At 71.7% G+C, this 26,779-nt stretch carries 28 protein-coding genes; 7 read left to right on the top strand and 21 right to left on the bottom strand.

The window, feature by feature from the left end; translation table 11 throughout:
- Positions 1-14 precede the first annotated feature (14 nt).
- On the top strand, positions 15-1,154 hold the full coding sequence (locus A6035_RS04000) for a hypothetical protein (RefSeq protein ID WP_108846718.1): 1,140 nt from the start codon (positions 15-17) through the stop codon (positions 1,152-1,154).
- 22 nt (positions 1,155-1,176) lie between these two features.
- On the opposite strand, the gene A6035_RS03995 is transcribed toward A6035_RS04000, so the two are convergent.
- The 3 genes from A6035_RS03995 to A6035_RS03985 all read right to left on the bottom strand — a co-directional run bounded on the left by A6035_RS03995 (position 1,177) and on the right by A6035_RS03985 (position 5,473).
- Positions 1,177-1,845 (bottom strand): YoaK family protein, encoded by a 669-nt coding sequence (locus A6035_RS03995; protein ID WP_108846717.1) that lies wholly within the window; start codon positions 1,843-1,845, stop codon positions 1,177-1,179.
- A 43-nt stretch (positions 1,846-1,888) separates the two neighbouring features.
- On the bottom strand, positions 1,889-4,189 hold the full coding sequence (gene purL, locus A6035_RS03990; protein WP_108846716.1) for a phosphoribosylformylglycinamidine synthase subunit PurL: 2,301 nt from the start codon (positions 4,187-4,189) through the stop codon (positions 1,889-1,891).
- A 72-nt stretch (positions 4,190-4,261) separates the two neighbouring features.
- The gene (locus A6035_RS03985; protein ID WP_108846715.1) at positions 4,262-5,473 is read right to left on the bottom strand and encodes a saccharopine dehydrogenase family protein; all 1,212 of its coding nucleotides are present in this window, start codon (positions 5,471-5,473) and stop codon (positions 4,262-4,264) included.
- 534 nt (positions 5,474-6,007) lie between these two features.
- Between A6035_RS03985 and A6035_RS03980 the strand changes: the two genes are divergently transcribed.
- Positions 6,008-6,211, top strand: coding sequence for a hypothetical protein (locus A6035_RS03980; protein ID WP_108846714.1), 204 nt, complete (start codon positions 6,008-6,010; stop codon positions 6,209-6,211).
- A gap of 97 nt (positions 6,212-6,308) precedes the next feature.
- Here A6035_RS03980 and purQ read toward each other — a convergent pair whose 3' ends face one another.
- The 4 genes from purQ to A6035_RS03960 all read right to left on the bottom strand — a co-directional run bounded on the left by purQ (position 6,309) and on the right by A6035_RS03960 (position 8,624).
- The gene (purQ, locus tag A6035_RS03975; RefSeq protein ID WP_108846713.1) at positions 6,309-6,986 is read right to left on the bottom strand and encodes a phosphoribosylformylglycinamidine synthase subunit PurQ; all 678 of its coding nucleotides are present in this window, start codon (positions 6,984-6,986) and stop codon (positions 6,309-6,311) included.
- Positions 6,983-7,237 carry a phosphoribosylformylglycinamidine synthase subunit PurS gene (gene purS / locus A6035_RS03970; RefSeq protein WP_007631242.1) on the bottom strand — a complete coding sequence of 85 codons (255 nt, stop codon included), beginning with the start codon at positions 7,235-7,237 and terminating at the stop codon, positions 6,983-6,985. The genes purQ and purS overlap by 4 nt, the downstream gene beginning before the upstream one ends.
- Before the next feature lie 97 nt (positions 7,238-7,334).
- Positions 7,335-8,039: a DUF2334 domain-containing protein gene (locus A6035_RS03965; protein WP_108846712.1), complete on the bottom strand. Its 705-nt coding sequence runs from the start codon at positions 8,037-8,039 to the stop codon at positions 7,335-7,337.
- Positions 8,040-8,126: 87 nt separating this feature from the next.
- Entirely contained in the window at positions 8,127-8,624 is a 498-nt protein-coding gene (locus A6035_RS03960) for a glutathione peroxidase (RefSeq protein WP_108846711.1), read from the bottom strand.
- Positions 8,625-8,687: 63 nt separating this feature from the next.
- On the opposite strand from A6035_RS03960, the gene A6035_RS03955 reads away from it, so the two are divergent.
- Entirely contained in the window at positions 8,688-8,966 is a 279-nt protein-coding gene (locus A6035_RS03955) for a helix-turn-helix transcriptional regulator (protein ID WP_108846710.1), read from the top strand.
- The gene (locus A6035_RS03950; RefSeq protein WP_108846709.1) at positions 8,963-9,487 is read left to right on the top strand and encodes a hypothetical protein; all 525 of its coding nucleotides are present in this window, start codon (positions 8,963-8,965) and stop codon (positions 9,485-9,487) included. Before A6035_RS03955 ends, A6035_RS03950 begins: the two co-directional genes overlap by 4 nt.
- Positions 9,488-9,619: 132 nt before the next feature.
- Here the strand turns inward: A6035_RS03950 and A6035_RS03945 are convergent, their stop codons facing one another.
- The 11 genes from A6035_RS03945 to A6035_RS03900 form a co-directional block, all read right to left on the bottom strand.
- Complete coding sequence (locus tag A6035_RS03945) at positions 9,620-11,833, bottom strand: S9 family peptidase (protein ID WP_108846708.1); 2,214 nt, start codon at positions 11,831-11,833, stop codon at positions 9,620-9,622.
- The gene (locus A6035_RS03940) at positions 11,830-12,723 is read right to left on the bottom strand and encodes a phosphoribosylaminoimidazolesuccinocarboxamide synthase (RefSeq protein WP_108846707.1); all 894 of its coding nucleotides are present in this window, start codon (positions 12,721-12,723) and stop codon (positions 11,830-11,832) included. Before A6035_RS03940 ends, A6035_RS03945 begins: the two co-directional genes overlap by 4 nt.
- Before the next feature lie 71 nt (positions 12,724-12,794).
- Positions 12,795-13,658, bottom strand: a complete 864-nt coding sequence (locus tag A6035_RS03935; RefSeq protein ID WP_108846706.1) for an alpha/beta hydrolase — start codon at positions 13,656-13,658, stop codon at positions 12,795-12,797.
- A 55-nt stretch (positions 13,659-13,713) separates the two neighbouring features.
- Positions 13,714-13,911, bottom strand: a complete 198-nt coding sequence (locus tag A6035_RS03930; protein WP_108846705.1) for a hypothetical protein — start codon at positions 13,909-13,911, stop codon at positions 13,714-13,716.
- 435 nt (positions 13,912-14,346) lie between these two features.
- Entirely contained in the window at positions 14,347-15,804 is a 1,458-nt protein-coding gene (purB, locus tag A6035_RS03925; protein ID WP_108846704.1) for an adenylosuccinate lyase, read from the bottom strand.
- 22 nt (positions 15,805-15,826) lie between these two features.
- Entirely contained in the window at positions 15,827-15,970 is a 144-nt protein-coding gene (locus A6035_RS03920; protein ID WP_162533983.1) for a hypothetical protein, read from the bottom strand.
- Between the two features lie 100 nt (positions 15,971-16,070).
- Positions 16,071-17,246 (bottom strand): aminotransferase class I/II-fold pyridoxal phosphate-dependent enzyme, encoded by a 1,176-nt coding sequence (locus tag A6035_RS03915; protein WP_108846702.1) that lies wholly within the window; start codon positions 17,244-17,246, stop codon positions 16,071-16,073.
- A gap of 64 nt (positions 17,247-17,310) precedes the next feature.
- Entirely contained in the window at positions 17,311-18,918 is a 1,608-nt protein-coding gene (locus tag A6035_RS03910; RefSeq protein ID WP_425267520.1) for an SLC13 family permease, read from the bottom strand.
- Positions 18,919-19,379: 461 nt separating this feature from the next.
- A complete protein-coding gene (locus A6035_RS18600) occupies positions 19,380-19,925 on the bottom strand; it encodes a glycoside hydrolase family protein (RefSeq protein WP_244192530.1) in 546 nt (181 codons plus the stop codon).
- The gene (locus A6035_RS19135) at positions 19,922-20,053 is read right to left on the bottom strand and encodes a hypothetical protein (protein ID WP_279629903.1); all 132 of its coding nucleotides are present in this window, start codon (positions 20,051-20,053) and stop codon (positions 19,922-19,924) included. The genes A6035_RS18600 and A6035_RS19135 overlap by 4 nt, the downstream gene beginning before the upstream one ends.
- A 54-nt stretch (positions 20,054-20,107) precedes the next feature.
- A complete protein-coding gene (locus A6035_RS03900; protein ID WP_108846700.1) occupies positions 20,108-21,751 on the bottom strand; it encodes an AMP-binding protein in 1,644 nt (547 codons plus the stop codon).
- A 146-nt stretch (positions 21,752-21,897) separates the two neighbouring features.
- Between A6035_RS03900 and A6035_RS03895 the strand changes: the two genes are divergently transcribed.
- Both A6035_RS03895 and idi read left to right on the top strand, forming a co-directional pair.
- Entirely contained in the window at positions 21,898-23,037 is a 1,140-nt protein-coding gene (locus A6035_RS03895) for an acyl-CoA dehydrogenase family protein (RefSeq protein WP_108846699.1), read from the top strand.
- A 136-nt stretch (positions 23,038-23,173) separates the two neighbouring features.
- Positions 23,174-23,728 (top strand): isopentenyl-diphosphate Delta-isomerase, encoded by a 555-nt coding sequence (idi, locus tag A6035_RS03890; protein ID WP_108846698.1) that lies wholly within the window; start codon positions 23,174-23,176, stop codon positions 23,726-23,728.
- A 40-nt stretch (positions 23,729-23,768) separates the two neighbouring features.
- Here idi and purD read toward each other — a convergent pair whose 3' ends face one another.
- The gene (gene purD / locus A6035_RS03885; protein ID WP_108846697.1) at positions 23,769-25,025 is read right to left on the bottom strand and encodes a phosphoribosylamine--glycine ligase; all 1,257 of its coding nucleotides are present in this window, start codon (positions 25,023-25,025) and stop codon (positions 23,769-23,771) included.
- Between the two features lie 59 nt (positions 25,026-25,084).
- Positions 25,085-25,795, bottom strand: a complete 711-nt coding sequence (locus A6035_RS03880) for a TetR/AcrR family transcriptional regulator (protein WP_167400701.1) — start codon at positions 25,793-25,795, stop codon at positions 25,085-25,087.
- Positions 25,796-25,918: 123 nt separating this feature from the next.
- Here A6035_RS03880 and A6035_RS03875 point away from each other — a divergent pair, with 123 nt between their 5' ends.
- Positions 25,919-26,347, top strand: coding sequence for an HIT family protein (locus A6035_RS03875; protein ID WP_108846695.1), 429 nt, complete (start codon positions 25,919-25,921; stop codon positions 26,345-26,347).
- Between the two features lie 26 nt (positions 26,348-26,373).
- Here A6035_RS03875 and A6035_RS03870 read toward each other — a convergent pair whose 3' ends face one another.
- The gene (locus A6035_RS03870; protein WP_108846694.1) at positions 26,374-26,766 is read right to left on the bottom strand and encodes a nuclear transport factor 2 family protein; all 393 of its coding nucleotides are present in this window, start codon (positions 26,764-26,766) and stop codon (positions 26,374-26,376) included.
- Positions 26,767-26,779 lie beyond the last annotated feature (13 nt).

Below are 26,779 nucleotides of genomic sequence, written 5' to 3'. Positions count from 1 at the left end.
GCGAGAATATCGCCGTGCCCACGCCCGATCCGACCCCCGCGAGCAGCCTGCCCGCACACGAGGACCACCTGCGCGCCCTGGGCCTGCCGCTCATGATCGCCCCCTCGACCCGACGCCGCGAGCTCCTGTCCCGGTCCGCCGGCGTCAGCGCCGCGCTCGCCGTCGCCGGGACCGGCCTCGCGGCCGCCGACCGGTCGAACGACTACACGACCGCCCTACTCGAGCGGGTCGGCCCGGACTCGGATCCCGATCTGCTCGCCGCCCCCGAGCCGATCGTCCAGCTGCTCCTGCTCGCGATCGCGCTCGCGGCGATCGCCCCGCTCGTGGGGTGGCTGGTATCGAAGACGGCCCGACGCGCCCGCCCGGCGATCGGCTCCGCCCTCGGTCTGGTGTCGCTGATCGCCCTCGTCGTCGTCCCCCACGTCGCGTTCGACCCGCACGACGGCCCCACCCACCGCACCACCCTCCTCGCCGCGGCCGCGGTGCTCGTCGGGACCTACACCGGACTCGGGTCGCTCGTGCGGTGGTCGGCGCGCCGCGTGCGCCGCGAACTGACGACGATGGGGCCGATGGTCGCGCGCGTGCTGCCGATCCTCATGCTGGCGGTGCTGTTCCTGTTCTTCAGCGTGGAGATCTGGCAGGTGATGGTGGAACTGTCCTGGCCGCGCACCTTCGCCGTGCTGGGCGTCGTCGTGGCCCTCACCGTCCTGCTGGTCGGCATCTCGACGCGCGACGACATCCTCCACGAGCTCCGGGACCGCGGACCCGAGCACCCGCTGCGCCGCGGCGAGCGGGTCAACCTCGTGATGGTGCCGGTCGTGGCGACCCTCATCCAGGCGGCGCTGTTCGCCACGCTCGTGTTCTTCTTCTTCCTCACGCTCGGCTGGATCGCGGTGCCCGACGTCACGGAGACGCGGTGGACGTTGCGCCCTCTCAACGACACGGGCGGGCTGCTGTTCGGGCTCCCGGTGAGCGTCACCCTGCTGCGGGTGTCGCTGATGCTGGCGGTGTTCTCCGCGCTCAACCTGGCCGCCGCGGCGGCCTCCGACGCCGCCCACAAGGCGCGGTTCGTGCGTCCGATGCTCGACGAGGTGGTCCGTGGCCTCGCCGCGCGGGAGGCCTACCTGAGGGCACGACGACGAGGAGGGCGCTGAGCCCGGACGCCCTGACGGGCCGTCAGGGCGTTCGGAGGTCCCGGGCCCGCAGCCGGACCGTCACTATCACGGCGCCGATCACGACCGCCGCGGCCAGGGCCAACGCATCGGCCCCCATGACCACGTGCAGCAGGGCCCCCGCCACGCCGCCCAGCACGAGCGCCGACCACAGCGCCACCTGCTGGCGGTACGGCGCCCACGAGCCGCCGGCCAGCGCGTCGACCAGGCGGTGGGCGGACTTGACCACCGCGCCCGTCATGTAGGTCACGCCCAGCGAGACCTCGCCGCCGGAGTGGAACACCGAGTTCATGGCACCCATCGCCGTGGCCGCGACCGCCACCGACAGCGGCACCGCGAGGACCTCGACGGTGGTGAGCCGCTGCGCCGCGAGCGCGGCCACCAGCAGCACCGCGACGAGGGTGAGGACTGCCGGCCGGTCGTCGAGGTTGCGGCGGCGCGTGACGACCGCGCCGACCACCGCTCCGGTGAAGAACGACACCAGCACGACGGCCGCGATGCCGGCGGCGCCGAGGTCACCGTCCGCGAGGGAGACGACCATGCGGGTGGAGTTGCCGCTCATGAACGACACGAAGTAGCCGCCCACGACGAGGAACCCGACCGCGTCGACGAACCCGGCCGTGCCGGCGAGCACCACGGCCAGCACCCGTTCGCGTCTCCGCAGATCACGCATGCGCTTTTTCGGCTGCCCCCGGCACGGCCGTCGACGGTGACCGTCAGACGGGGTCGACGCCGAACAGCGCCGGCAGCGTCCCCTCGTGTGCGTCGCGCAGCTCGTCGATCGTGAGCGTGAACTGTCCCTGCACCTCGAACGTGCTCGGATCCGGGTCCGTCACGCCGATGCGGGCGTGCGGGATGCTCTGGGCGGTGAGCATCTGCTGGAAGCGGATCTCCTCGCCGCGCGGCACCGAGACGATGACGCGGCCAGAGGACTCGGAGAACAGCCACACGAACGGGTCCGCGTCCTCCGGCAGCACGATGCGCATGCCGCACTCCCCCGCCAGCGCCGACTCGACCACCGCTTGGGCGAGGCCTCCCTCGGACAGGTCGTGGGCGCCGGTGATCAGGCCGTCCTTGGAGCAGGTCGCCATGATGCGGGCGAGCGTGGCCTCCCACGTCAGGTCCACGGTCGGGGGCGTCCCGCCGAGGTGGTCGTGGGCGACCTGGGCCCAGACGGAGCCGTCGAACTCGTCGCGGGTCTCGCCCAGCAGGTAGATGCTCTCTCCGGGGGTGTCGCCGAACGCGGTGGGCGTGCGGCGCGCGACGTCGTCGATCACGCCGAGCACACCGACGACGGGCGTCGGCAGGATCGGCGTGGTGCCGGTCTGGTTGTAGAAGGACACGTTGCCGCCGGTGACGGGGATCCCCAGCTCCGCGCAGCCGTCGGCGAGCCCGTGGACGGCCTCGCGGAACTGCCACATCACGCCCGGGTCCTCGGGCGAGCCGAAGTTGAGGCAGTTGGTCACCGCGACCGGGGTGGCGCCGGTGACGGCGACGTTGCGGTAGGCCTCCGCCAGGGCGAGCCGGGCGCCCGTGTACGGGTCGAGCCGGGTGTAGCGGCCCGACGCGTCGGTCGACAGGGCGATGCCGCGGCCGGACTCCTCGTCGATGCGCAGGACGCCGCCGTCGGCATACTCCGCGAGGATCGTGTTGCCGCGCACGTAGCGGTCGTACTGCTCGGTGATGAACTTGCGCGAGCACAGGGCGGGGCTGGAGATCATGTCCAGCAGCGTCTGCCGCAGTTCGTCACCGGTGGCCGGGCGGGTCAGGCCGGCGGTGGTGTCGGCCTGCAGGGCGCCCTGGTCGGCCGGGCGCTCGACGGGGCGCTCGTAGACCGGCCCCTCGTCGGCCAGCGACTCCGGCGGGGCGTCCACCACGATCTCGCCGCGGAACTCGATGGTGAGCCGGTCACCGTCGGTGACCTCGCCGATGTCGGCGGCCAGCACGTCCCAGCGGCGGCACACCTCCATGAACGCGTCGACGTTCTCCGGGGCCACCACGGCGCACATGCGCTCCTGCGACTCGGAGGACAGGATCTCCGCGGCGCTCATGCCCTCCGCGCGCAGCGGGACGTTGTCCAGCACGATGTGCATGCCGCCGTCACCGGCCGCGGCCAGCTCGGAGGTCGCGCACGCCAGGCCGGCGCCACCGAGGTCCTGGATACCCACCACCAGCTCCTCGCGGTACAGCTCGAGGCAGCACTCGATGAGCACCTTCTCCGTGAACGGGTCACCCACCTGCACGCTGGGCAGCTTGCGCGGCTTCACGGGCGCGCCGTCCTCGCCCACGTCGAAGGTCTCCGACGCCAGGACCGACACGCCGCCGATCCCGTCGAGGCCCGTGCGGGCGCCGAACAGGATGATGCGGTTGCCCGTGCCCGACGCGAACGCCAGGTGGAGGTCCTCCACCCGCATGACGCCAGCGCACAGGGCGTTGACCAGCGGGTTGCCGGCGTAGGACTCGTCGAACACCGTCTCGCCACCGATGTTGGGCAGGCCCAGGCAGTTGCCGTAGCCGCCCACGCCGGCCACGACGCCGGGCAGCACCCGGTGCGTGTCGTCGGCGTCCGCGGGGCCGAAGCGCAGCTGGTCCATCACGGCCACGGGCCGCGCGCCCATCGCCATGATGTCGCGGACGATCCCGCCGACGCCGGTCGCGGCACCCTGGTAGGGCTCGATGTACGAGGGGTGGTTGTGCGACTCCACCTTGAAGGTCACGGCCCAGCCGTCGCCGATGTCGACGACGCCGGCGTTCTCGCCGATGCCGGCGAGCATGGTAGACCGCATCTCGTCGGTGGTGGTCTCACCGAAGTACTTCAGGTGCACCTTGGACGACTTGTAGGAGCAGTGCTCCGACCACATGACGGAGTACATGGCCAGCTCGGCGTCCGTGGGGCGGCGCCCCAGGATCTCGCGGATGCGGGCGTACTCGTCCTCCTTGAGTCCGAGTTCGGCCCACGGCTGGGCGAGCTCGGGGGTGGAGGAGGCGTGCGAGATGGAGTCCACGTGAGAGGTCACGGGGCCGAGTCTAGTCGGAGCCCATCGGCGGGCGAATCCGCTCCCGTGCCCCGTGACCGGCGCGACATCCGACTAGGTGAACAGGACCTCGAACGTCAGGCCGCCACGCTGCACCCGCTCGAGGAGCGCGTCGCCCATCGCCTGGGCGGTGGTGAGCTGACCGGAGAGCGCGGGCAGGTCGTCGAACGCCAGGCACAGCGCCGACTCGGCCAGCATCATGGACGTCTCGGTGTAACCCGGGTCCCCGCCCGCGACGCGGGTGACGACCCGCCGACCGCCGGCCAGGGCGACGAAGGTGACGTCGAACGACGAGCGGGCCCGGCGGGATTCGCTGGGTCCGGCCCCGCGGTCGATCCGCTTGAGGATCTGCGACCGGATCGGGCCGACCTGGGACCCCACCGCGAGCGCGCCCACGCCGACCATCCCGGCGACGGCGGTGACGGGCGAGCCGACCGAGGCGTAGTGCGAGTAGGTGAAGTCGGGGCCGTAGTTGTCCAGTGCGGCGGCCGAGCGCAGGATGACCTGCGGGTCGATGGTCGGCAGCGGTACGAGCCAGCGGCCCAGCACGCTGTCGTGGTGCGGCTTACCCGTGACCGACTTGATCCGCCGGCCGGCCACGCGCCCCTCCTTCTGCCGCCGCCGCGCGGCAGTCTTCGCCGCCTCGCGCAGTCGGGCGAACTGGCCGATCGCCGAGTGGAACGTCCCGCCCGAGAACCGGGCGTCCGCGTGGACCGCCCCGTAGACGACCGCGGGCACGCCTTCGGGCACGTGCTTCATGGTGTAGAACACGCCCAGGTCGTGCGGGATCGAGTCGAAGCCGCAGGCGTGGACGATCCGGGCCCCGGAGGCGACGGCCGCGTCGTGGTGCTCGAGGTACATGCGGTCGACGAACTCGGGCTCGCCGGTCAGGTCCACGTAGTCGGTGCCGACCTCGGCGCACGCGGCCACCAGCGGCTCGCCGTGTTCGAGGTAGGGACCGACGGTGGTGATGACAACGCGGGCCGACAACGCCATCTCGACCAGCGACCGCGCATCCTCCGTGTCCGCGACCACCACGCCCGGGGCGGGGACGTCCGGCATCTCGGACGCCAGGCGGGTGACGAGGGCGTCCAGCTTGGTCCGGTTGCGACCGGCCACGGCCCACGAGCCGCCCTCGGGCAGGTTCCGCATCAGGTACTCGGCCACCAATCCCCCCGTGAACCCGGTAGCACCGTAGAGGACGATGTCGAACGGGCGATCGGCCTTGTCGGACGAAGACGCGGGCTGCATGCTGGATTCGCTCATTCCACGGTTCTACCGCATCCCGAGCCCTGCGGGGCCGGACCTCGAGGTAGGTGCCGGTGCCGTGACAGCCACCGAGTGCGGCGGCCGCGCAGGTAGTCGGCCGCTCGCTGCGATGCTCGCGCTGTCATCCCTTCGCGGCGACACCTTCGAATGGTCGTAACCACGCAGGCGATGGTCGTAACCATGTCGGCGACACCCCCGGATTCGCACGATGACTACGACCACAATCGGGATCCCGCTCGCCACGAGTGTGCCCCGCCGGCGCCAACGCACCCGCGCGCAGGTCGACGTCACTCGGCGTGGGAGAGAAGACTTTTCCAGAGTTTCTCCGATTCGCCGCCCGCGCACCGGGCGGACTAAACCCTAACACTGCGCTCACCAGCACGTTTAGGTTCGAAGTGATGTGCACCACTGGCTTATCGAAACCTGAGCGCGATTCCGGTCGCCCGTGCACAATCATCACGCACGCGCGATCACCCGGGTCGCCGGCACTCGCCCCACTCCCCCCGGGGCGCCTACATCAAGGAGTCCCCCATGGACCTCACCGGTTCGATCGCCCGCGAAACCGCCCCCCTGAGCATCGAGGTGTTCGGTGGCAGCCTCGCCAACGGTGGGCTTACCGGCTCGTCTGCCATCGATACGGTTGCCGGCCTGGTTGCCACCCTGCCCCGCCTTCTGCTGGGCCTGGTCGCCGGCCTCGGCGGCGACCTCGGCAGCACCCTCGGTCTGGCCGACTGATCCACACCGCAACACCGAAGGGCCCGCCGGGAGCGATCCCAGCGGGCCCTTCGTTCTGCCCTCGGCGCGGCGTCAACAGCGGTTCGGCGGCCCCCGACTAGACCTTGACGACCGCGTCGAGCGCGGACAGGAACAGGCCGAGGCCGTCGTCGGACGGGCCGGTGAGCGGGTCGATGGCGTGCTCGGGGTGCGGCATGAGACCCACGACGCGGCCGTTCTCCGAGGTGATGCCGGCGATGTGGTTGGTGGAGCCGTTGGGGGCGTCGCTGGCGAAGCGGAACACGACGCGCCCCTCGCCCTCGAGCTCCTCGATCGTCTCGGCGGTGGCCATGTAGCGGCCCTCGCCGGACTTGAGCGGGATGAGGATCTCCGCCCCCTTCTCGAAACGCGAGGTCCAGGCGGTGTCGGCGTTCTCGACGCGCAGCCACTCGTCGCGGCAGATGAAGTGCATGTCGCGGTTGCGGCCCATGGCGCCGGGCAGCAGGCCCGCCTCGCAGAGGATCTGGAAGCCGTTGCAGATGCCCAGCACGGGCATCCCACCGCGGGCGGCGGTGATGACCTCACCCATGACGGGGGCCATGGAGGCGATGGCGCCGCAGCGCAGGTAGTCCCCGTACGAGAAGCCGCCGGGTACGACCACCGCGTCGACGCCCTTGAGGTCGGCGTCGTCGTGCCACAGCGAGACGGCCTCGCCGCCGGCGCGGGTGACGGCGCGGGAGGCGTCGATGTCGTCGAGCGTGCCGGGGAAGGTGATGACGCCGATCCGCGCGCTCACGAGGCGACCCCCGCGGTGTCGACGCGGACGACCTTCCAGTCCTCGATCACCGTGTTGGCGAGCAGCGACGAGGCGATCTCCTCGAGCTCGGCGTCGGTGACCGAGTCGGAGACCTCGAGCTCGAACCTCTTGCCCTGCCGGACGTCGGTGACGCCGTCGTGGCCGAGACGGCCGAGGGCGCGGTGGATGGCCTGACCCTGCGGATCGAGGATCTCGGCCTTGGGCATGACTTCGACGACGACTCGGGCCACGTGGGAACTCCTCGTTCGGGGCGGTTTCGCGGGGCGGGCCCGGACCTGCCGGGACTCACCCGTCGATCCTACCCGCAGCCGGCGCCGCGGCCGAAGCTCAGGCGGCGCCCACCAGCGCGGTGGGTGACCACTCGTAGCGCGCGACCCGCGCTCCGTACTCGCCCGTGACGAGGTCCACGGCGTCGAGCAGCGCCGCCCGCGGTGCCGTGCGGGAGAGCTGCTTGGCGGAGACGTTGAGCCTGACGAGCCCGTCCGCTGCGGCGGTGCGTCCGGCGGCGGCGACGAGCGCCCGGCACCACCAGGCGTCGGCGACGAACCCCTCTCCGATCGACAGGGCGCGGCCGCGCTCGGTCGTGCCGCGGACGACGTCGTGGATCCCCGTGAGGGCGGCGCACAGCCGGAACCCGACGTCGGGCAGGGCCTTGAGGCAGCCCGGCGAGGCGTTCCAGCGCGGCGGCGCGAAGATCCGGGTGCGCAGGCCCATGTCGGCCATGAGCCGGTCGGCGGCGGTGAGACGCACGGTGGCCTCGGCGGGGCCGATGGACGCGAACTCGGGTCGGCGTGGCCTGGTCGCCGCGTCGTCGTAGCCGCCCAGCACGATCGCGTCGCCCTGCCTGCGGCGGTGCCGTAGCCAGTCCTGGGTGCCGTGGTCGGCAGCGAGTGCGTACTCGCGACCCCGTCGCGGGGCGACGAGGAGGGAGACGGGAACGGACCTGCGCTCGAGGTCGCCGACGAGGTCGACTGCGTGGTCGAGGCTGGTGTCGCGCAGACCCGAGAGGGAGACGATGAGGCGCGGGGTCATGGCCGCATGGTGGCAGACCGGGGTGACATGACGACGACGACGAGGTGGACGTCTGATGGCCGGGCCCCGTCGGGCCTGCTCAGCCCGTCAGATCGGGAGTGTCTCCTCGAGCGCCTCCACCAGTTCGGGGGCCCCGGGCTCGACCTTGGGGCGGAACCGGCCGACGACCTCGCCCTCGGGGGAGATCAGGAACTTCTCGAAGTTCCACTGCACGTCGCCGGCCTCGCCGTCCGCGTCGGCGACCTTGGTCAGTTCGGCGTAGAGCGGGTGACGGTCGGGGCCGTTGACGTCGACCTTGGCCGCGAGCGGGAAGGTGATCCCGTACTTGCCGGACGTGAACTCCTTGATGGCGTCCTCGTCCCCCGGCTCCTGTCCCATGAACTGGTTGCACGGGAAGCCGATCACGAACAGCCCGCGGTCGCGGAAGTCGTCCGCGAGCTCCTGCAGGCCCTCGTACTGCGGGGTCAGACCGCACTCGCTGGCGACGTTGACCACGAGGACGGCGTGGCCCGCGTAGTCGGCCATGCTGGCCTGCTTGCCGTCGATGGTGGTGAACGAGATGTCGTGGACGCTGCCATTGCTCATGTGACCCAGCCTACTCGGAACTCTCTATTGACAATTTGTTGGGTTTTCCCAACACTTAGGTGCATGAGCCCAGTGCGTCGAGGAGAAAAGCTCCCGATCTTCAACCGGATCGCCGTCCTGCGCGCCGAGCACCGCCTGAGCAGGGCGGCGCTGGCGGAGCGGATCGAGGTCAACCCCCAGACGGTGGGCGCGCTCGAACGCGGCGACCACTACCCCAGCCTGGATCTGGCCTTCCGGATCTGCGCGGTGTTCGACCTGCCGGTCGAGGCCGTGTTCTCCCGCGAGGAGTTCCAACCGATGTCCGCCGAGATCTACCGCCCCACCCGAGAGGACCGCTCATGACCACGCACCGCGTCGACACCCTCAGCCGTTCCGAGTACCGGTTCGAGAAGATGCAGGCCCGGACGGAGGGCAGCCTCCCGTCGTGGCGGACCCCCGCCCGCAGGCGACTGCTCGTCCGCCTGAACTGGGCGAGCCTGGCGATCATGGCCGCGATCGCGGTGGCGGGCTACTTCTGGTTCCCGATCATCCTGGCCTGGCTCCCCATGACCGTGGTGATCTGCGTGGTCTGGACGATGCTGCGCGTCAGCATCGACTCTAAGGACACCGCCCCCGCCCGCTACCTGGACGAGTTCGAGATGGCGACTCTCCTGCAGGCGCGCTCGCGGGCGCTCTCCCTGGTCACCGGCGGACTGTTCGTGATCTCGATGGTGCTGATCTTCGGCTCGAGCTTCGAGATCGGCGACGGCCACCGTCTCGCCTACCTGATGGGCGGTCTCGGCATCATCACCTTCCTCGCCGGGGCGGTGATTCCCGCGGCCGCGATGAGCCGCGCGATGGACTCCGCCGACGACCCGGCCTGAGCCCGGGCGCGCCCCCGCCACCCCGCCGGCGAGCGCCCTACCACCCCGAAATCCGCTACTCCCGCTCGGAATCCGCTACTCATGCGGGAGTAGCGGATCCGGAGCGGGAGTAGCGGATTCTGGCGGGTGGGCTTAGCCGGCGCCGGCGGTGCGGACGGTCCACGCGTACTCGAACGCCGTCTGCCGCCACCTCTCGTAGCGGCCCGACACGCCGCCGTGCCCGGCGCTCATCTCGCAGCGCAGCAGCACGGGCCTGTCGGCGGAATTGGCCGACGGCGCCACCGCGCGCAGCCTGGCCACCCACTTGGCCGGCTCGACGTACAGCACCCGGGTGTCGTTGAGCGAAGTCACCGCGAGGATGGCCGGATAGTCCTTGGCCTCGATGTTCTCGTACGGGGCGTAGGAGGCCATGTAGTCGTAGACCTCCTCCGAGTGCAACGGATCGCCCCACTCGTCCCACTCGATCACCGTGAGCGGCAGCTCCGGCATGAGGATCGAGGTGAGCGGATCGACGAACGGCACCACGGCCTGGATCCCCGCGAACAACTCGGGGGCGAGGTTGGCGACCGCCCCCATGAGCAATCCGCCGGCGCTGCCGCCCTCGGCGACCAGCCGGTCCGGCGCGGTGAGCCCCGAGTCGATCAGGTGGCGCGCGCAGTCCACGAAGTCGGTGAAGGTGTTGCGCTTGGTCAGAGTCTTGCCGTTCTCGTACCAGAGCCGGCCCAACTCGCCGCCGCCGCGCACGTGCGCCACGGCGTAGGCCATCCCCCGGTCGAGCAACGACAGCCTGGCCACCGAGAACGCGGGATCGATGCTGGACTCGTACGAGCCGTAGCCGTACAGCAGGGTCGGCACCTGCTCGCCGGAGTCGACGCGGGCGGCCGTGTCGTTCGACATCACGAGCGAGATCGGCACGCGCGTGCCGTCTCCGGCGGTGGCCCAGTCCCGACGCTGCACGTAGCCGCTCGGGTCGTAGCCGCCGAGGACCTCCTGCTCGCGCAGCAGCGTGCGCTCACCGGTGGCCAGGTCGAGCGAGTAGACCCGCCCCGGCGTGACGAACGAGCCGTAACCGAACCGCAGGACCGGCGAGTTCCACTCCGGGTTCGATCCGGGACCGGAGGTGAACAGCTCCTCGTCGAACTCGACGGGCTCGAAGCGCGTGTACTCACCGGTCCCCGCCGTGGAGTCCGGGTCGATCGGCATGAGCGCGAAGCGCGGCAGCGCCCCCTCGCGGTAGCCCAGCACCAGCACCCGGGCGAAGGCGTCCACACCCTCGACGCGGACGTCGTCGCGGTGCTCGACGAGCGTGCGCAGGTCCCGCAGCGGACCCTCGATCGGGCCGGCGGGCGCCTCGGCCACCACGTAGTTCGGGGCGCCGTCGTTGTGCGTGATGATGAAGCGGTCCTCGCCGCCGATCACCGCGTGCTCGACGTCGTACTCGACGCCCTCCTCGCGCGGCCGGACACACCAGAACTCACCCGCGGGATCGCTCGAGTCCAGGCACCACACCTCGGTCGTGATCTTGGAACCCGCCGCTATCTGCAGGTACTTTTCGCTGCGTGTCTCGCCCACCCCGATCCAGTAGGACTCGTCGGGCTCGTGGAACACCTTGTCGTCGTCGTCCCTCGTCGTCCCGAGACGGTGACGCCAGACGGTGTCCGGTCGCCACGCGTCGTCGACGGTCACGTAGAACACGTACCGGCCGTCGCGGGACCAGGTCACGCCCGCCGCGATGCCGGAGACCTCCTCGTCCGGCGCGGTGACCTCGGGGTCCAGCGAGCGGAAACGCAGCGTGTAGCGCTCGTCGCCCTCGGTGTCGGTGGCCCACGCCAGCATCGTGCCGTCCTGACTGACCGAGAAGGCGCCGAGCGCGAAGTACTCGTGCCCCTCGGCCTCGGCGTTGCCGTCCATGAGCAGTTGCTCGCCGGGCAGCTCCACGTCCGGGGAGACCTCCGGCGGCGCCCACCCGGCGGGATCCGCGGGGTCGTCGACGTACTGCTGCGGGACCGGGACGCGGCAGTGCTTCGCGTACGACCGGCCCTCCTCCGTACGCGAGAAGTACCACCAGCCGCCGGAGCGCACGGGGACCGACATGTCGGTCTCCTTCACGCGCGAGCGGATCTCCTCGTAGACCTCGTCCTCCAGCGGCTTGAGGTCGGCGGTCATGGCGTCGGTGTAGGCGTTCTCCGCCTCCAGGTACTCGCGCGTCTCCGGGGCGTCCTTGTCGCGCAGCCACTCGTAGTCATCGACGAAGACGCGGCCGTGGTGCTCGCGCCGGTGCGGGCGACGCTCGGCCACCGGCGGCGTGGGCGCGGAGGTCCGCGAGGTGGCGTCGAAGGCGCTCACGCGTCGTCACCGCCGATCCAGTCCGCGAACGACAGGCCGGAGATCCGCTCATAGGCCTCGATGTACCGATCGCGCGTGGCGGCCACCACCTCGTCGGGGAGCACCGGCGGCGGAGTGTCGGCGCCGGGGTTCCAACCCGCCTCGGGCCCGGTCAGCCAGTTGCGTACGAACTGCTTGTCGAAGCTCGGCTGCACGCGGCCCGGCGAGTAGTCGTCGGCCGGCCAGTACCGGGACGAGTCCGGGGTGAGCACCTCGTCGGCGAGGATCAGCTCGCCGTCGGCCAGCCCGAACTCGAACTTCGTGTCCGCCAGCAGCACGCCACGGTCGGCGGCGATCTCCGCGGCCCGCGAGTAGATGTCGAGAGTGGTGGACCGCAACCGCTCGGCGAGCTCCGCGCCGACGATGCGGGCGAGCTGGTCGAACGAGATGTTCTCGTCATGGTCGCCCACCGCCGCCTTGGTGGCCGGGGTGAAGATCGGCTCGGGCAGCTTGCTCGCCTCGACCAGGCCGCCGGGCAGCTCGATGCCACACACCGTGCCCGACTCGCGGTACTCGGTCATCCCCGACCCGGTCAGATAACCGCGGGCCACGCACTCCGCCTGGACCATCTCGAGCCGACGCACCACCATCGCTCGCCCCAACACCTCGGTCGGGATGCGCTCGTCGTCCAGTGGTCCCGCCAGGTGATTGGGCACGTCGACCGCGTCGAAGAAGAACGCGCTCATCGCGGTGAGCACCCGGCCCTTGTCGGGGATGGGCGTCCCGAGCACGTGGTCGTACGCCGAGATCCTGTCGGTGGCCACCATGAGCAGCGTCTCGTCGTCGATCTCGTACAGCTCGCGGACCTTCCCGGAGACGAGGTGGCGGTAGGAGGAGAGATCGGGTCGCATGTCGGCCAGCGTAGCCGGACGCCGATCACCGGCGAGGCGGTGCGTCGTGCCGGCCGGCCCCGCGCGGAGACTCAGCCCAGCCGCGCGTCGAGCCACTCCCCCAGCGCCTCGTACGCCTCGTCCGCGCAGAGGTCGTTGAACAACTCGTGCAGCCCGCCCTCGATCTCCCGGTAGGTGATCTCCGGGCGCGGGTCGTGGTCCGTGCCGGCGACCTGCGCGAACCGGCGCGACCCCGTAGGGGAAGTGATGGTATCGGCGGAACCGTTGAGCACGAGGGTCGGCAGACGCAGCGCGCGGGACCGCTCGATGAGCTTCAGGCCGCCAGCGAGCATCGTGCCCGCCGACACCGCGGGCACGCCCTTGTGGTGGACAAGCGGGTCGGAGGAGTAGTCCTCCACGTACTCGGGCACGCGGGAGATCTCGCGCGGATCGAGTTTCTCCACCGGCAGGAAGGGTAGGAGCCGCGCGATGACCGGCGCGAGCGCCCGCAGTGGCGCGGGGGTGCCCTCGCCCACGACGAGACCCGGCGATGACAGGACGAGGCCCTTGAGATCCCACGGCCGCCGGAGCGCCGACTCGCCGGCTATCAACCCGCCCATCGAGTGCCCCATCAGAAGCCTGGGCAGGGCCTCGGCGCCGCCGCCCTCGTCCGACCGGGCCCATTCGAGCACCGCGTCCCGGACCGCCAGGTTGTCGCGGATATGCGTCTCCATGTCGACCCGGGCCCGCGGACCGGGAGCCGTGCCGTGACCGCGCAGGTCGTACGCCGCGACCGTGATCCCGCGATCGGCGAGGAACCGGATGGTCCGCCCGTAACGGCCGGAGTGTTCGCCGAAGCCGTGGACCAGCACCAACAGAGCCCTCGGCTCGTCGGCGTGGTGCAGCCTCGCCTGAAGGCCGGAGGTGCCGGGGACAGGGATCACGGTCTCGCGCATGCTGACCAGACTAATGCGCGCCCCCACCGACCCGAGGGCGATCGTCGGGCGCTGCTCAGATGCCGAGCTGACCCAGGATGAGGCTGCCCACGCCCAGCGGCATCAGCGAGAAGGCGATGGGCACGTGGAACTGCTCCATGAACGCCGCCGGGTCGATCCCGATCGCCGAGCTCGCGGTGGCGAGTCCGGACTGGACAGCACCGAACGCGTCGTAGAGCGCTCCGCCGAGGGAACCACTGGGCCTGGTGTTCATTCGTTCACATCCGCTTCTGAAGTCGGCCACTGTCGCCGGCCGCGGAAGGGCCCGCCGCCGTTCGTGTACAAGCCTCTATCCCGCCGTGGTCCCGAGCGTTACTGCGCGGTGGCGAACACGGCCGGGCCCGGTCCGCGCCGGTGGCCTCGGGTGACCGGGCCACGAGCGAGACGCCATCCCAAGGAGCGGCTGCCCTGCGGCCAATACTCCCGCCCGCCACGATGGCGTCTGGCCCGCGCGCCGGGGCAGGCGAGACGCCATGCCGAGGAGCGGCTGTGAACGACGCGGACAGGGGCGAGAGTGAGACGCCATGCCGAGGAGCGGCTGCGCGGTCCACGTGCCCAGCGCGGCTGCACGGTCCGCGTGCGCAGCGCGGCAGCCCCCGATCCACGGGAGCAGGGACGACAGCAGCCGCGCGACGGGCCCGCCCGGGGTCTACAGAATTGAGCCCGGCGCGTAGCCGGCGGCCTCCGGGTGGCGGGCGACGAGCGCCTCGACGCGTGCGGCCACGGCATCGACCTGGTCGCCGGCCGCGCCGACGAACGCCGCGCGATCCTCCAGCGCCGACTCCAGCGCCGGGCGGTCAAGGGGCAGTCGGTCGTCCGCGGCGAGCCGGTCGATGAGGTCGGGCTCGCGGCCCTCCTCGCGCATGGCCAGGGCCACGGCGACGGCGTTCTCCTTGATCGCCTCGTGGGCGAGCTCGCGACCGACCCCGGCGCGCACCGCGGCCATGAGCACCTTGGTGGTGGCGAGGAACGGCAGGTAGCGCTGCAGCTCCTTGTCGATCACCGCGGGGTAGGCGCCGAACTCGTCGAGGACGGTCAGGAAGGTCTCGAACATGCCGTCCAGCGCGAAGAACGCGTCCGGCAGCGCGACGCGACGGACCACCGAGCAGAACACGTCGCCCTCGTTCCACTGCGCGCCCGCGAGCTCGGCGGCCATGGAGCCGTAGCCGCGCAGGACCACCTGCAGGCCGTTGACCCGCTCGCACGAGCGGGTGTTCATCTTGTGCGGCATCGCCGACGAGCCGACCTGCCCGGGCTGGAAGCCCTCGGTGACGAGCTCGTGACCGGCCATGAGGCGGATGGTCTGCGCCAGCGAGGACGGGCCCGCCCCGAGCTGCACGAGCGCGGAGACGACCTCGTGGTCCAGCGACCGCGGGTAGACCTGCCCGACCGAGTCGAAGGTGCGGGCGAAGCCCAGGTGCTCGGCGATCCGCCCCTCGAGCTCGGCCATCTTGGCGGCGTCCCCGCCGAGGAGGTCGAGCATGTCCTGAGCGGTGCCCATCGGGCCCTTGATGCCGCGCAGCGGATACCGCTCGAGGAGCGACTCGACCCGCTCGAGTGCGACCAGCAGCTCGTCGGCGGCGGAGGCGAAGCGCTTACCGAGGGTGGTGGCCTGCGCGGCGACGTTGTGGCTGCGTCCCGCCATGACCGTGTCGCGGTGGGCCACGGCGTGCTCGGCCAGGCGACGGGCCGCGGCGACGCCCCGGTCGCGCACCAGCTCGAGCGAGCGCACCACCTGCAGCTGCTCGACGTTCTCGGTGAGGTCCCGGCTCGTCATGCCCTTGTGGATGTGCTCGTGCCCGGCGAGATCGTTGAACTCCTCGATGCGGGCCTTGACGTCGTGCCGGGTGACCCGCTCACGTTCGGCGATCGACGCGAGGTCGACGCGGTCGATCACCGCCTCGTAGGCCTCGATCACGCCGTCTGGGACGTCGATCCCCAGGTCGCGCTGGGCGCGGAGTACCGCGATCCACAGCTGGCGCTCCAGCACGATCTTGTGCTCGGCGGACCACAGCGTGGCCAGGTCGACGCTCGCGTAGCGCGAGGCGAGGACGTTGGAGATCCGGGGCTTGGCGGCCCGGGCGGGCGAGGCGTTCTGGGCGGTCACGTCCTCCAGTATCGCAGCCCGATCAGGAGATCACCGAGCCGCCGGTGGACCCGGCGAGGATCTCGCGGGCGTTGAGGTAGACCTGCTCGACCGTCAGCGGCGCCTGCAGCAGCAGCCACGGCCGGGTGGTGTAGACGCTGGCGGTGATGATCTCGGCGGAACCCATGCGCTGACGGTAGCGGCCCGGCGCCACCGGCGGGGACGCCACGTCGGGCACCGGCGGGGACGCCACGTCCTCGAAGCCCGTGGCGCCCGCGGGCCGGCGCCTACCGGGCCAGTTCCGCCTCGAGCCGGTCCATGGCCTCGGCGATCTCGTCGGTCGCCCCCGCGAAGCTCAGCCGGACGGTGTGGCGGCCGTCGACGGTGTCGAAGTCCACGCCCGGCGTGAGAGCGACCCCGGTGCGGTGGAGGATCCGCGCGCACCACGCCACCGAGTCGTCGGTCCAGCGGGAGACGTCGAAGTAGGCGTAGAAGGCGCCGTCGGGCGGGGCGATCTCCCCCACCCCGAGCTCGCCCAGCCGTCGCAGCACGAGGTCGCGGTTGCGGGCGTAGCGCTGGACGTGGAGGTCGAGCTCGGCGGTCGAGTCGTCGGTGAAGGCGGCGACGGCCGCGAACTGCGCGTCGGCGGGTGGACAGATCGTCAGGTTCCCCACGAGCCGGTCGACGGGCTCGCGGAGGTACTCGGGCAACAGCATCCAGCCGATGCGCCAGCCGGTCATGGAGAAGTACTTGGACACCGAGCCCATGACCACCGCCTCGCGGCTGGTCCGCCACGCGCTCGCGCACTCCCGGCCGTAGGTGACGCCGTGGTAGATCTCGTCGCTGATCAGCAGCGTGCCGCTGGACTCGCACCACCGGGCCAGTGCGGCGAGCTCGTCCGCGTCGATGATCGTGCCGGTGGGGTTGGCGGGGCTGGCGACGACGAGCCCGGCGGGCGCGTGGCCGAGCTCGGCGGTGACCGCCTCGAGCCGTGCGACGGAGGGCTGGTACCGCGTGTCCGCACCGCAGGCGATCTCGTGGACGCGGCACCCCAGCGCTTGGAGGGTGTTGCGGTAGGCGGGGTAGCCGGGGCGCGCCATGACCACGGTGTCGCCGGGGTCGAACGCGGCGAGGAAGAGCGCGGTGAAGCCGCCGGAGGAACCGGTGGTGACGACGACGTCGTCGGCGCTCACGTCCACCCCGTCCCGTCGCCGGTGATACGCGGCGATCACCTCACGCAGGGGCCGGATGCCCACGGCCTCGGTGTAGCCGAGGATCTCGGTGTCCAGAGCCCGGCGTGCCGCGGCCAGTACCGGCGCCGGGGCCGGGGTCGAGGGCTGCCCGGCGCACAGGGAGATCACGTCCCCGTGGGTCTCCTGGCGCCTGGCCGCGGCCGCGAGGACGCTCATCACGTGGAACGGTTCGACGGCCGAGCGGCGGGAGGGTTCGCGTGCGACGGGCATGCCCCGACGCTAGCGCCCGGCTGATCGCCCGCCCAATTCTCCGCGCCGAGGCGGACGGGCCGGGTCAGACGGTCAGCCCGAACACCCACACCAGCAGCGTCATGGTGACCAGCGTGATGAGCACGATCCCGATGAGGTTGAGCCACAGGCCGCCCCGGATCATCTGCCCGATCGTCACGTACCCGGAGCCGTAGGCGATCGCGTTGGGCGGGGTCGCCACCGGGAGCATGAACGCGCACGTGGCGGCCAGCGCGACCGGCACCGCGAGCAGCATCGGGTCCAGGCCCAGCCCCAGGGCGACGCCGCCGGCCACCGGCAGGAACGTCGCGGCGGTGGCGGTGTTGCTCGTCAGCTCGGTGAGGAAGAGGATCCCCGTCGCGGCGACCACCACCAGCAGGACGACCGGCAATGCCCCGAGCGCCCCGGCCTGAGCGCCGATCCAGTCGGTGAGCCCCGAGCCGGAGAACTGCGAGGACAGCGCCAGGCCGCCGCCGAACAGCAGCAGGACACCCCAGGGCAGAGCCAGCGCGGCGTCCCAGGTGAGCAACCGCACGCCCCGCTCGGTACCGGCGGGCAGCAGGAACAGCAGCAGGCCGGCCGCGAGCGCGATGCCCGCGTCCGAGATGGGCGGCTCCTCGAACACCAGCGGGACGGCCACCCACGACACGGCGGCCGCCACGAAGACGGCCAGGACGCGCTTCTCGCCCCGCGACGTGGGGCCGAGTCTGCGCAGCTCGTCGTCGAACAGCTTGCGTCCACCGGGGATCCGCTCGATCTCCGGCTTGAACAACACCTTGGTGAGCAGGAGCCAGGTGATCACCAGCATGACCAGCGCCAGCGGCAGCCCGACCAGCATCCACTGGCCGAAGCCCAACTGGATGTCGTGCTCCGCGCTGAGGTAGCCCGCGAGCAGCGTGTTGGGCGGGGTCCCGATGATGGTGGCCAGCGACCCGACCGACGCCGCGTACGCGATGCCGAGCATGAGGGCGGTGCCGAAGTTCGACCGGATCACCGCCTCCTTGACCGCATCGGAGTTCGGATCCTCCTGCGGGTCCATCTCCGGCATCGCGGTCTTCCCGTCGCCGTCGCCGCCGCCGAGCTCCGAGGCCAGCATCAGCACCGACACGCCGATCGGCAGCATCATCACGGCGGTCGCGGTGTTCGACACCCACATGCTCAGGAACCCGGTCGCGATCATGAACCCGGCGATCACGCGCGTGGACCGGGTGCCCATCGCGCGGACCGTCAGCAGGGCGATCCGCCGGTGCAGGTTCCACCGCTGCATGGCGATCGCGATGAGGAAGCCGCCCATGAACAGGAAGATGATGTTGTTGCCGTACTGGGCGCCCACGTCGTCGACCGAAATGTCGTCGCCGAGCACCGGGAACGCGATGAGCGGCACCAGCGCGGTCGCCGGGATGGGGATGCACTCGGTCATCCACCAGATGCCGAGCAGCACCGCCACCGCCGCGGTGAGGCGGGCGTTATGGGCGAGGTCGCCCGGCATGACCAGATAGACCAGGGCGGCCACGGCCAGCCCCGCGATCGTGCCCACGACACTCCGGATAAACTCCCCGCGCGGTACGGCCTCGTCGAGTTCGCCCGGCGACTTCTGGTCGACCTCGACCCCGCGGTGGGGGTCCGGCTCCAGGCCGCGCAGGTGCGGCGCCATGACGAGCCTGCGGTCGTCCGCCACCCCGCCGGGCGCGTCCGCCACCCCGTCGGGTGCGTCACCCGCCCCGCCGGGCACGTCGCCCGTCCCGCCGCCCGCCGCGGCGTTACCGTCGTCCCCGCCTGTGACCATGTCGCCTCCTCGTGTCGAAATCGCGTCCGGCCCTTCAGGATCCCAGCGGAACCGATCCGAGCCCACCGGACCCCAGAGAGAGCGAGCCGTCCGGGGCCACCTCGAGTCCCGAACACCGCCAGTTCCTGCGCCGCGCCGCCGGCGGGTCCGATCGCCACCACCAGCTCGTGGCGGCCCGCGGCCAGCGGGCGGGGCGGGCGCAGGGAGAGCGTGCGGTCGAGCACTCCCCCGGCGGCGACCGCCGCCGGCGCGGCGGGCAGGTCCCCGCCCCCGACCACGACCGGCAGCGCCGTCCGTCGCTTGTCGGGGCCGGTGACCGTGGCCTGAGCTCACCCGTGTACGCGGTGCCGGTGGACGCGATCCGGATCGGGAGATCGAGCACCTCGTCGTCGTCGACCCGTCGGAGCGCCGCGTCCGCGACCGCGGTGAGGCGCGCGGGCAGGTCCACCACCGGATCGGCCGGGCGCGCCCCGGACGGGGTGCCGTCGCCGGTCCATCGGGTCCAGGTCCTGGTAGGGCTCGTCGGCGCCGTAGCAGACGATCGGCGCGGCGTCGTGCGCCCACCGGCCGTACGGTACGGGAGCGGTGGCGCGGCCGATGCACAGGGCCGCGCCGCCGGTCGTGTAAAACATGACCGGCCCGGCGTCGGTGAGGTGCACGTCGGGGGCCCTCAGCAACGATCCGGCCGGCGCCCAGGCGGGCGGCGCGGCGAACTCGTCGCCCACGTACTCCCACTCCACCAGGTCGAAGGACCGGAAGTGCGGCACGAGGCGCCGCCCGGCGCCGTCACCCCAGTAGTCGGAGGTGGCGTGGACGTGGAACCCGCCGTCGGCACAGCACTGCACCGAGGGGTCGGGGGCGACCGAGGAGATCACGGGTTGGCCGCGGCCGTCGCGGTGGTAGCCGTGGCGACGGCGGTGGCGGCCACCGCGACCGCCGTGATGAGGGCGACGACGACGAGGGCCGCCGACCCGGAGGAACGGACGGAGGCCGCGGGAGTCATGGGCTGAGGGTAGTTCCCCGCGCGCCGGCCCGCCGCACCCCGGTCCGCGCCCCGTCAGGCCTGCCCGGAGCGCTCCTTGCGCAGCAGGAAGCGCTGGATCTTGCCCGACGGGGTCTTGGGCAGCTCGCGCACGAAGTGGACCTTCCTCGGGAAGGCGTGGGCCGCGAACTCGGTCTTCACCCACTTCTGCAGCGCGGACTCGGCCTCCGGGCCGCCGTCGACGCCCTCACGCAGGACGACGTAGGCCTCGAGCACCTCACCGGCCAGCTCGTCGGGCACGCCGATCACCGCCGACTCGAGGACGTCCGGGTGCTTGGCCAGGACGGACTCCACGTCGAACGGCCCGATGCGGTAGCCGGACATGATGATGACGTCGTCGTCGCGGCTGGAGAAGTAGAAGTGGCCGTCGGCGTCGAGCTTGGCCGCGTCACCGGTGTAGTACCAGCGGCCGTCCGCGCTGAACCGCTCGGCGGTCTTCTCCGGCGCCTCGTGGTAGCCGGTGAACCACATGAGCGGGCTGGCGGGCACGTCGATCGCCACGCGGCCCAGCTCCCCGACGGGCGCCGGCTCGTCGGAGTCCGCGGCCAGCACGGTGCACGACCAGCCCGGTAGGGGCACGCCCATCGAGCCGGGGCGGACGTCCTCGCGCAGGGAGTCGTGCCACGGGTTGATGATGAACATGCCGTGCTCGGTCTGGCCGTACTGGTCGCGCACCTCGACCCCGAACTGCTCGGTCGACCACTCGATCACCTCGGGGGTGAGCGGCTCGCCGGCGGCCGAGGCGCGGCGGAGCTTCACGTCGGCCGGCGCGATGTCGCGCTTGGCGCGCATCGTCCGGTACACGGTCGGGGCGGCGGCGAAGTTGGTGACGCGGTAGTACTGCAGCACGGCGAAGGCCAGCTCCGGCGTGTAGCGCGCGTGCAGCAGCAGGCTGCGGCGACCCACCGCCAGCGGGCCGAGGATGCCGTAGTACAGGCCGTACGCCCAGCCGGGATCGGCGCCGTTCCAGAACACGTCGTCCGCGCGCACGTCCAGGCCGGTCTCGATGTACTGGTGGAACGCGGCCAGCGCGCGCACCGGCACGACGACCCCCTTCGGGGTGCCCGTCGTACCGGAGGTGAAGAGCATGACCATGCCGGCGTCCGGCCCGGTGACCGCGGCGGGGCGACCGGGCTCCTGCGCCGCGACGATGGTGGCCAGGTCGAGGTCCCCCTCGCGGGCGCCGGGGCAGTCGGCCAGGCCCGCGACGACGACCGGCACGGACGTGGACTCGAGCTTGCCGCGCTGGTCGGCGTCGGAGACGATCACCCTCGCGTCGCCGCCGGTGATGCGCATCTCGATGGCCGGCCAGGCGAACGCGGTGAACAGCGGCATGTGGACGGCGCCGAGCCGCCAGATCCCCATGAGCGTGAACACCAGGTCGGCGGACTTGGACATGAGCGTGGCCACGCGGTCGCCCTCGGACACCCCCAGCGCGGCCAGGGCGGCGGCGACCTTCTCGCTCTCCGTGCGCAGCTCGCCGTAGGTGATGTCGCGACCGGACAGGTCCGGGTCGATGACGGTGAACGCGACCGCGTCCGGGTCGTGCCGGTCGCACAGGAACTCCGCGGCGCTCGCGCCGGGGACGTCGTAGATCGCCAGCAGTTCCTCCGGCGACAGGGGCGTGGACGCGGTGTTCGACGCGGTGTTCTCGGTCATAGACGGCGATTCTGGTCCAGTCGGCGGGGTGAGCACCACCACCACCCACCGACGGGCACCCCCGCTTTCGGGGCTACAAAGCCCGCGATCCGGGTGTGCACTCTAATGGGACCCAGTATCTTTCCCGCACTACCCGGAGGACCCCCATGGCCGTGGACCGACTGCTCCCCAGCGACGAGGCGTACGAACTCCTCGAGATGACGCGCTCGGTCGCGGACAAGCTCCTCGAGCCGATCGCCGCGGAGCACGAGCGGAACCACACCTACCCCGAAGGGCTGTTCGCCCAGCTCGGCGAGGTCGGCCTGCTCGGCCTGCCCTACCCGGAGGAGTTCGGCGGCGGCGACCAGCCGTACGAGGTGTACCTGCAGGTCCTCGAGGAGCTCGGCGCCCGGTGGGCGGCCGTCGCGGTGGCCACGAGCGTGCACGGGCTGTCCTGCTTCCCGCTGGCCACCGCCGGCACCGACGAGCAGAAGGCCGAGTGGCTGCCCGGCCTGCTCGCCGGCGAGCAGATCGGTGCGTACTCGCTGTCCGAACCGCAGGCCGGGTCGGACGCCGCCGCCCTGCGGTGCCGCGCCGAGCGGGACGGTGACGCGTACGTGGTGACCGGCACCAAGTCGTGGATCACCCACGGCGGGATCGCCGACGTCTACAACACCTTCGTCCGCACCGGCGAGGGCTCGCGCGGCATCTCCTGTCTGCTCGTGCCGCGCGAGACGGAGAACCTGCACTTCGGCAAGCCAGAGGACAAGATGGGCCTCAACGGCGTGCCCACCACCACGGCCTCCTACGAGGGCGCCCGCATCGACGCGGGCCGGCTCATCGGCGCCGAGGGCGAGGGCCTGCGCATCGCGTTCTCCGCCCTGGACTCGGGCCGCCTCGGGATCGCGGCAGTGGCCACGGGTATCGCGCAGCGCGCGCTCGACGACGCGGTGGCCTACGCGAACGAGCGCGAGGCGTTCGGCAAGACCATCATCGGCCACCAGGGCCTGGGGTTCCTGCTCGCCGACATGGCCGCGGCCGTGGCCTCGGCCCGGGCGGCGTACCTCGACGCGGCGCGCCGCAAGGACGCCGGCCGGCCGTACTCGCGGGAGGCCTCGATCGCCAAGCTCACCGCCACCGACGCCGCGATGAAGGTGACCACCGACGCCGTGCAGGTCCTGGGCGGCGTGGGCTACACCCGTGAGTTCCCGGTCGAGCGGTACATGCGCGAGGCCAAGATCACCCAGATCTTCGAGGGCACCAACCAGATCCAGCGCCTGGTGATCGCCCGCAGCCTCGCGGGCTGAGACGCGCGGCCGGCGGCGGGCCGAGGCGCGGGGCCGACGGCGGGCTGCGGTCCGGGGCCGGCGGCCCTCCCCCGAGCGGGCCGTCCGCCCGTCGGTGGCGGTACCGCCGCGCGCGGAACTGCCTAGGCTGGCAGCCATGTCACCCCAGTCCGAGCCGCACCCCGGCGCCGCCCCCGAGATGGTCGTCCTCCTCGACGAGGACGGGACGCCGACCGGCACCGCGGACAAGGCCACCGTCCACACCACCGACTCGCCGCTCCACCTGGCATTCTCGTGTCACGTCGTCGACGACGAGGGCCGCGTCCTTCTCACGAGGCGGGCACTGAGCAAGCGGACCTGGCCCGGCATCTGGACCAACTCATTCTGCGGTCACCCCGGGCCGGGCGAGGATCCGGTGGAGGCGATCGTGCGGCGGGCCGAGCAGGAACTCGGCACCCGGGTCGATTCGATCGAGCCGGCGGTGCCGGGTTTCCGGTACCGGGCCGTCGACGACTCGGGGATCGTCGAGAACGAGATCTGCCCGGTGTTCACCGCCCGCATCCGCGCAGAGCTGGACCCGCGCGCCGACGAGGTGTGCGCCCACCACTGGGCCCGTCCCGAGGACGTGCGGACGGCGGTCGACGCCACGCCGTTCGCGTTCAGCCCCTGGCTGGTGGCGCAGGTCCCGCACATGGAGCTCTACGCACGCTGATCCGTGCGGGGAGCGACCCGTGCGGGGAGCTCGACGGCGGCTAGCCCGGGACGCTGATGCGTCCCTCTTCGGCGGCCTGTCCGATATCGCGCCGGAAGTGACCACCGGGCAACTCGACGCCGTCAAGGATCCGGTAGGCCTCGGCGCGCGCCGCGGCCAGATCCGGGCCCGTGCCGACGACCGACAGGACGCGACCGCCGGCGGAGACCAGACGCCCGTCCGCATCGCGCGCGGTGCCCGCGTGCAGCACACCCGGCTGCTCCGCGCCCTCGATGAGGTCACCGCGGCGCGGCGTCGCCGGGTAGTGCTCGGCGGCCAGCACCACGGTCACGGCGGCACCGTCCCGCCACACCAGGGGCGGCACCTCGGCGAGCCGACCGGTGGCCACGGCGTGGAGCGTCTCGCCCAGCGGTGACTCGAGCAGCGCCAGCACGGCCTGCGTCTCCGGATCGCCGAAGCGGCAGTTGAACTCCACGACCTCGGGGCCCTCGGCGGTGATCGCGAGGCCGGCGTACAGCAGGCCCGAGAAGCCGCAGCCGCGGGCCACCATCTCACGGGCGACCGGCTCGCAGACCTCGGCGACGATCCGGTCGACCATCCCCGCCGGCAGCCACGGCAGGGGCGTGTACGCACCCATGCCGCCGGTGTTGGGTCCGCGGTCGCCCTCCCCGACGCGTTTGTGGTCCTGCGCGGGGAGCAGCGGGACGACCGTCTCACCGTCGACGAGGCAGAACAGGGAGACCTCGGGCCCGTCGAGGAAGGACTCGAGCAGGACGGGGTGGCCGTCGTCGAGGCAGGCCAGCGCGTGGGCGTGGGCGGCCGCGCGATCGGGGGTCACCACGACCCCCTTGCCGGCGGCCAGACCGTCGTCCTTGACGACCCACGTCGGGCCGAACCGGTCGAGCGCCTCGTCGAGGTCGGCGGGCGAGTCCACGATCTCGGCCCGCGCCGTCCGGACACCCGCGGCCGCCATCACGTCCTTCGCGAACGCCTTCGAGCCCTCGATACGGGCGGCCGCGGCAGACGGGCCGAAGACCGGGATGTCGGCCTCCCGCAGGACGTCGGCGACGCCGGCCACCAACGGCACCTCGGGCCCGATCACGACGAGGTCGGCACCGATCCTCCGGGCCAGGGCGGTCACCGCGGCGGGATCGGTCACCGGGACCGCATGACACGTCGCCTGCACCATCCCCGGGTTCCCGGGCGCGGCGTGCAGCTCGGACACCGCGGGGTCCGCCGCGAGGGCGACGAGGAGGGCGTGCTCACGGGCACCGGAACCGATCACGAGAATGCGCACAGCGCCTACAGTAGCGTCGCGCCCGCGCCGCCTCGATCGGGCCCGGAACGAACGGGCTTCTACGCCTCCGTGCCAGCGGCGATATCGCCGGGCGCCGACATCTCGTCGCGGACCCGAAGCCCCTCTTCGGTGAGGAGGTCCGTCAGACACAGGTCGATCGTGCGCGAGGCCGCACGCGCGGCCGCCGGCGTACGCATGGGCCTGATGCCGTACATCGCCTGCGCGCTCAGCCCGTCGATCGCCGCCCACAGGGGCAGTTCGTCGGTCATGACGGTGCCGGCCCGGAACGCACCTGCGTCGATCCCTCGGTCGATGACGACCTGGAGCGCCGCGTTGATCGCGTTACCGTGCGCCGCGACGATCTCCGAGGAACCGAGGTTCTCCATCATCGTCCGCGCCCACGCCGGTTCCTCGATCGAGAACTCGACCACCGCGAGGGCGGCGCGGCGCAGCTCGAGGTAGGACGCGCGGACGGTCCCGCTCTCGTCGCCCGCGACAGGCGCGGCCGCCGCCTCGACACGCTCGATCATCTCGGCGAATCCGCGGGAGGCGACCTCCTCGACGAGCTGCTGCCGGTTGGCGAAGTGCCGGTACGCGGCGGTCGCGGACACACCGATGTGCGGCGCGATCTCGCGGAGGACGATCGCCCTCTCGCCGGAGACCCGGGCCCGCGCGATGGCTTCCTGGATGATGGCGTTGCGGAGGTCACCGTGGTGATAGGCCTTCTTCTTCACCGCGCCCTCTGCAGTCGCAACACTTGCCTCGACCATGCCGATGCTCCTTCGCGTGAGTAGAGGGCCCGATGCCGTCCGACGAACGGCGGACACTCTATTAGATCACTTGTTACCACTCATCCACCGGAAAGCACTGACACGAATCCGTAGTCTGGTGACATGTCGACGGTTTTCAGCAAGATCATCGCCGGTGAACTACCGGGTCGTTTCGTGTGGCAGGACCCCGAGGTGGTGGCGTTCCTCACCATCGCACCGGTCGCGCCGGGTCACACCCTCGTCGTCCCGCGGGCGGAGGTCGATCGATGGACGGATCTCGAGCCCGGACTCCTCACACGTCTCAACGAGGTCGCGCAGGCCGTCGGCAAGGCGGTGCTCTCCGGCTTCGGGGCGAAGCGGGCCGGCTATCTCATCGCCGGCTTCGAGGTACCCCACACCCACATCCACGTCTTCCCCGCCAACGACATGTCGGGTTTCGACCTGTCGCTGGCGAACCCCGACGCCCCGGCGGAGGAATCCGACGCGGCGGCCGAGACCCTGCGCCGGGAACTGCGCGAGCTGGGCTACGGAGAGTTCGTCCCCGAGGCGTGATGCGAACGGTGCGCTGCTCCGGCCGATCAGTGCCCCATCGCCCGGAGCAGCGCCTGCGCGTCCTGGTAGTCGGTCCATTCGCAGACGAGCCCGTCACGCACCGTGAAGAACGCGCCGACCTCCACCGTGAGCCGCTTCCCGTTGATCGTCACGCGGGTCGTCCGATTGATGGCCGCCGTCTCGTCGGCACCCAGGACGTGATGGATCCGCATCTCGATGTCCGTGCACACCTCGGCGGACAGGTCCATGATCTCGCGCAGGCCCGCATGCCCCTCGACGGTGTCCTGCCCCTCGATGCGGAGGAGGAGTTCGGGACTGCTGCGCGCGCACGCCGTCGTGAAATCCCCTGCGAAGACGGCCTCGAGGAACGCCCTGGCCACCCGACCGGCGTCGACTTCCGTCGCCTGTTCGTCGCTCATTCCTCTCCTCCCC

This window comes from Dietzia lutea (genome assembly GCF_003096075.1).
GTDB lineage: Bacteria > Actinomycetota > Actinomycetes > Mycobacteriales > Mycobacteriaceae > Dietzia > Dietzia lutea.
Note: the sequence above shows the minus strand (reverse complement) of the source record. Positions and strands in the feature narration are given on the sequence as shown.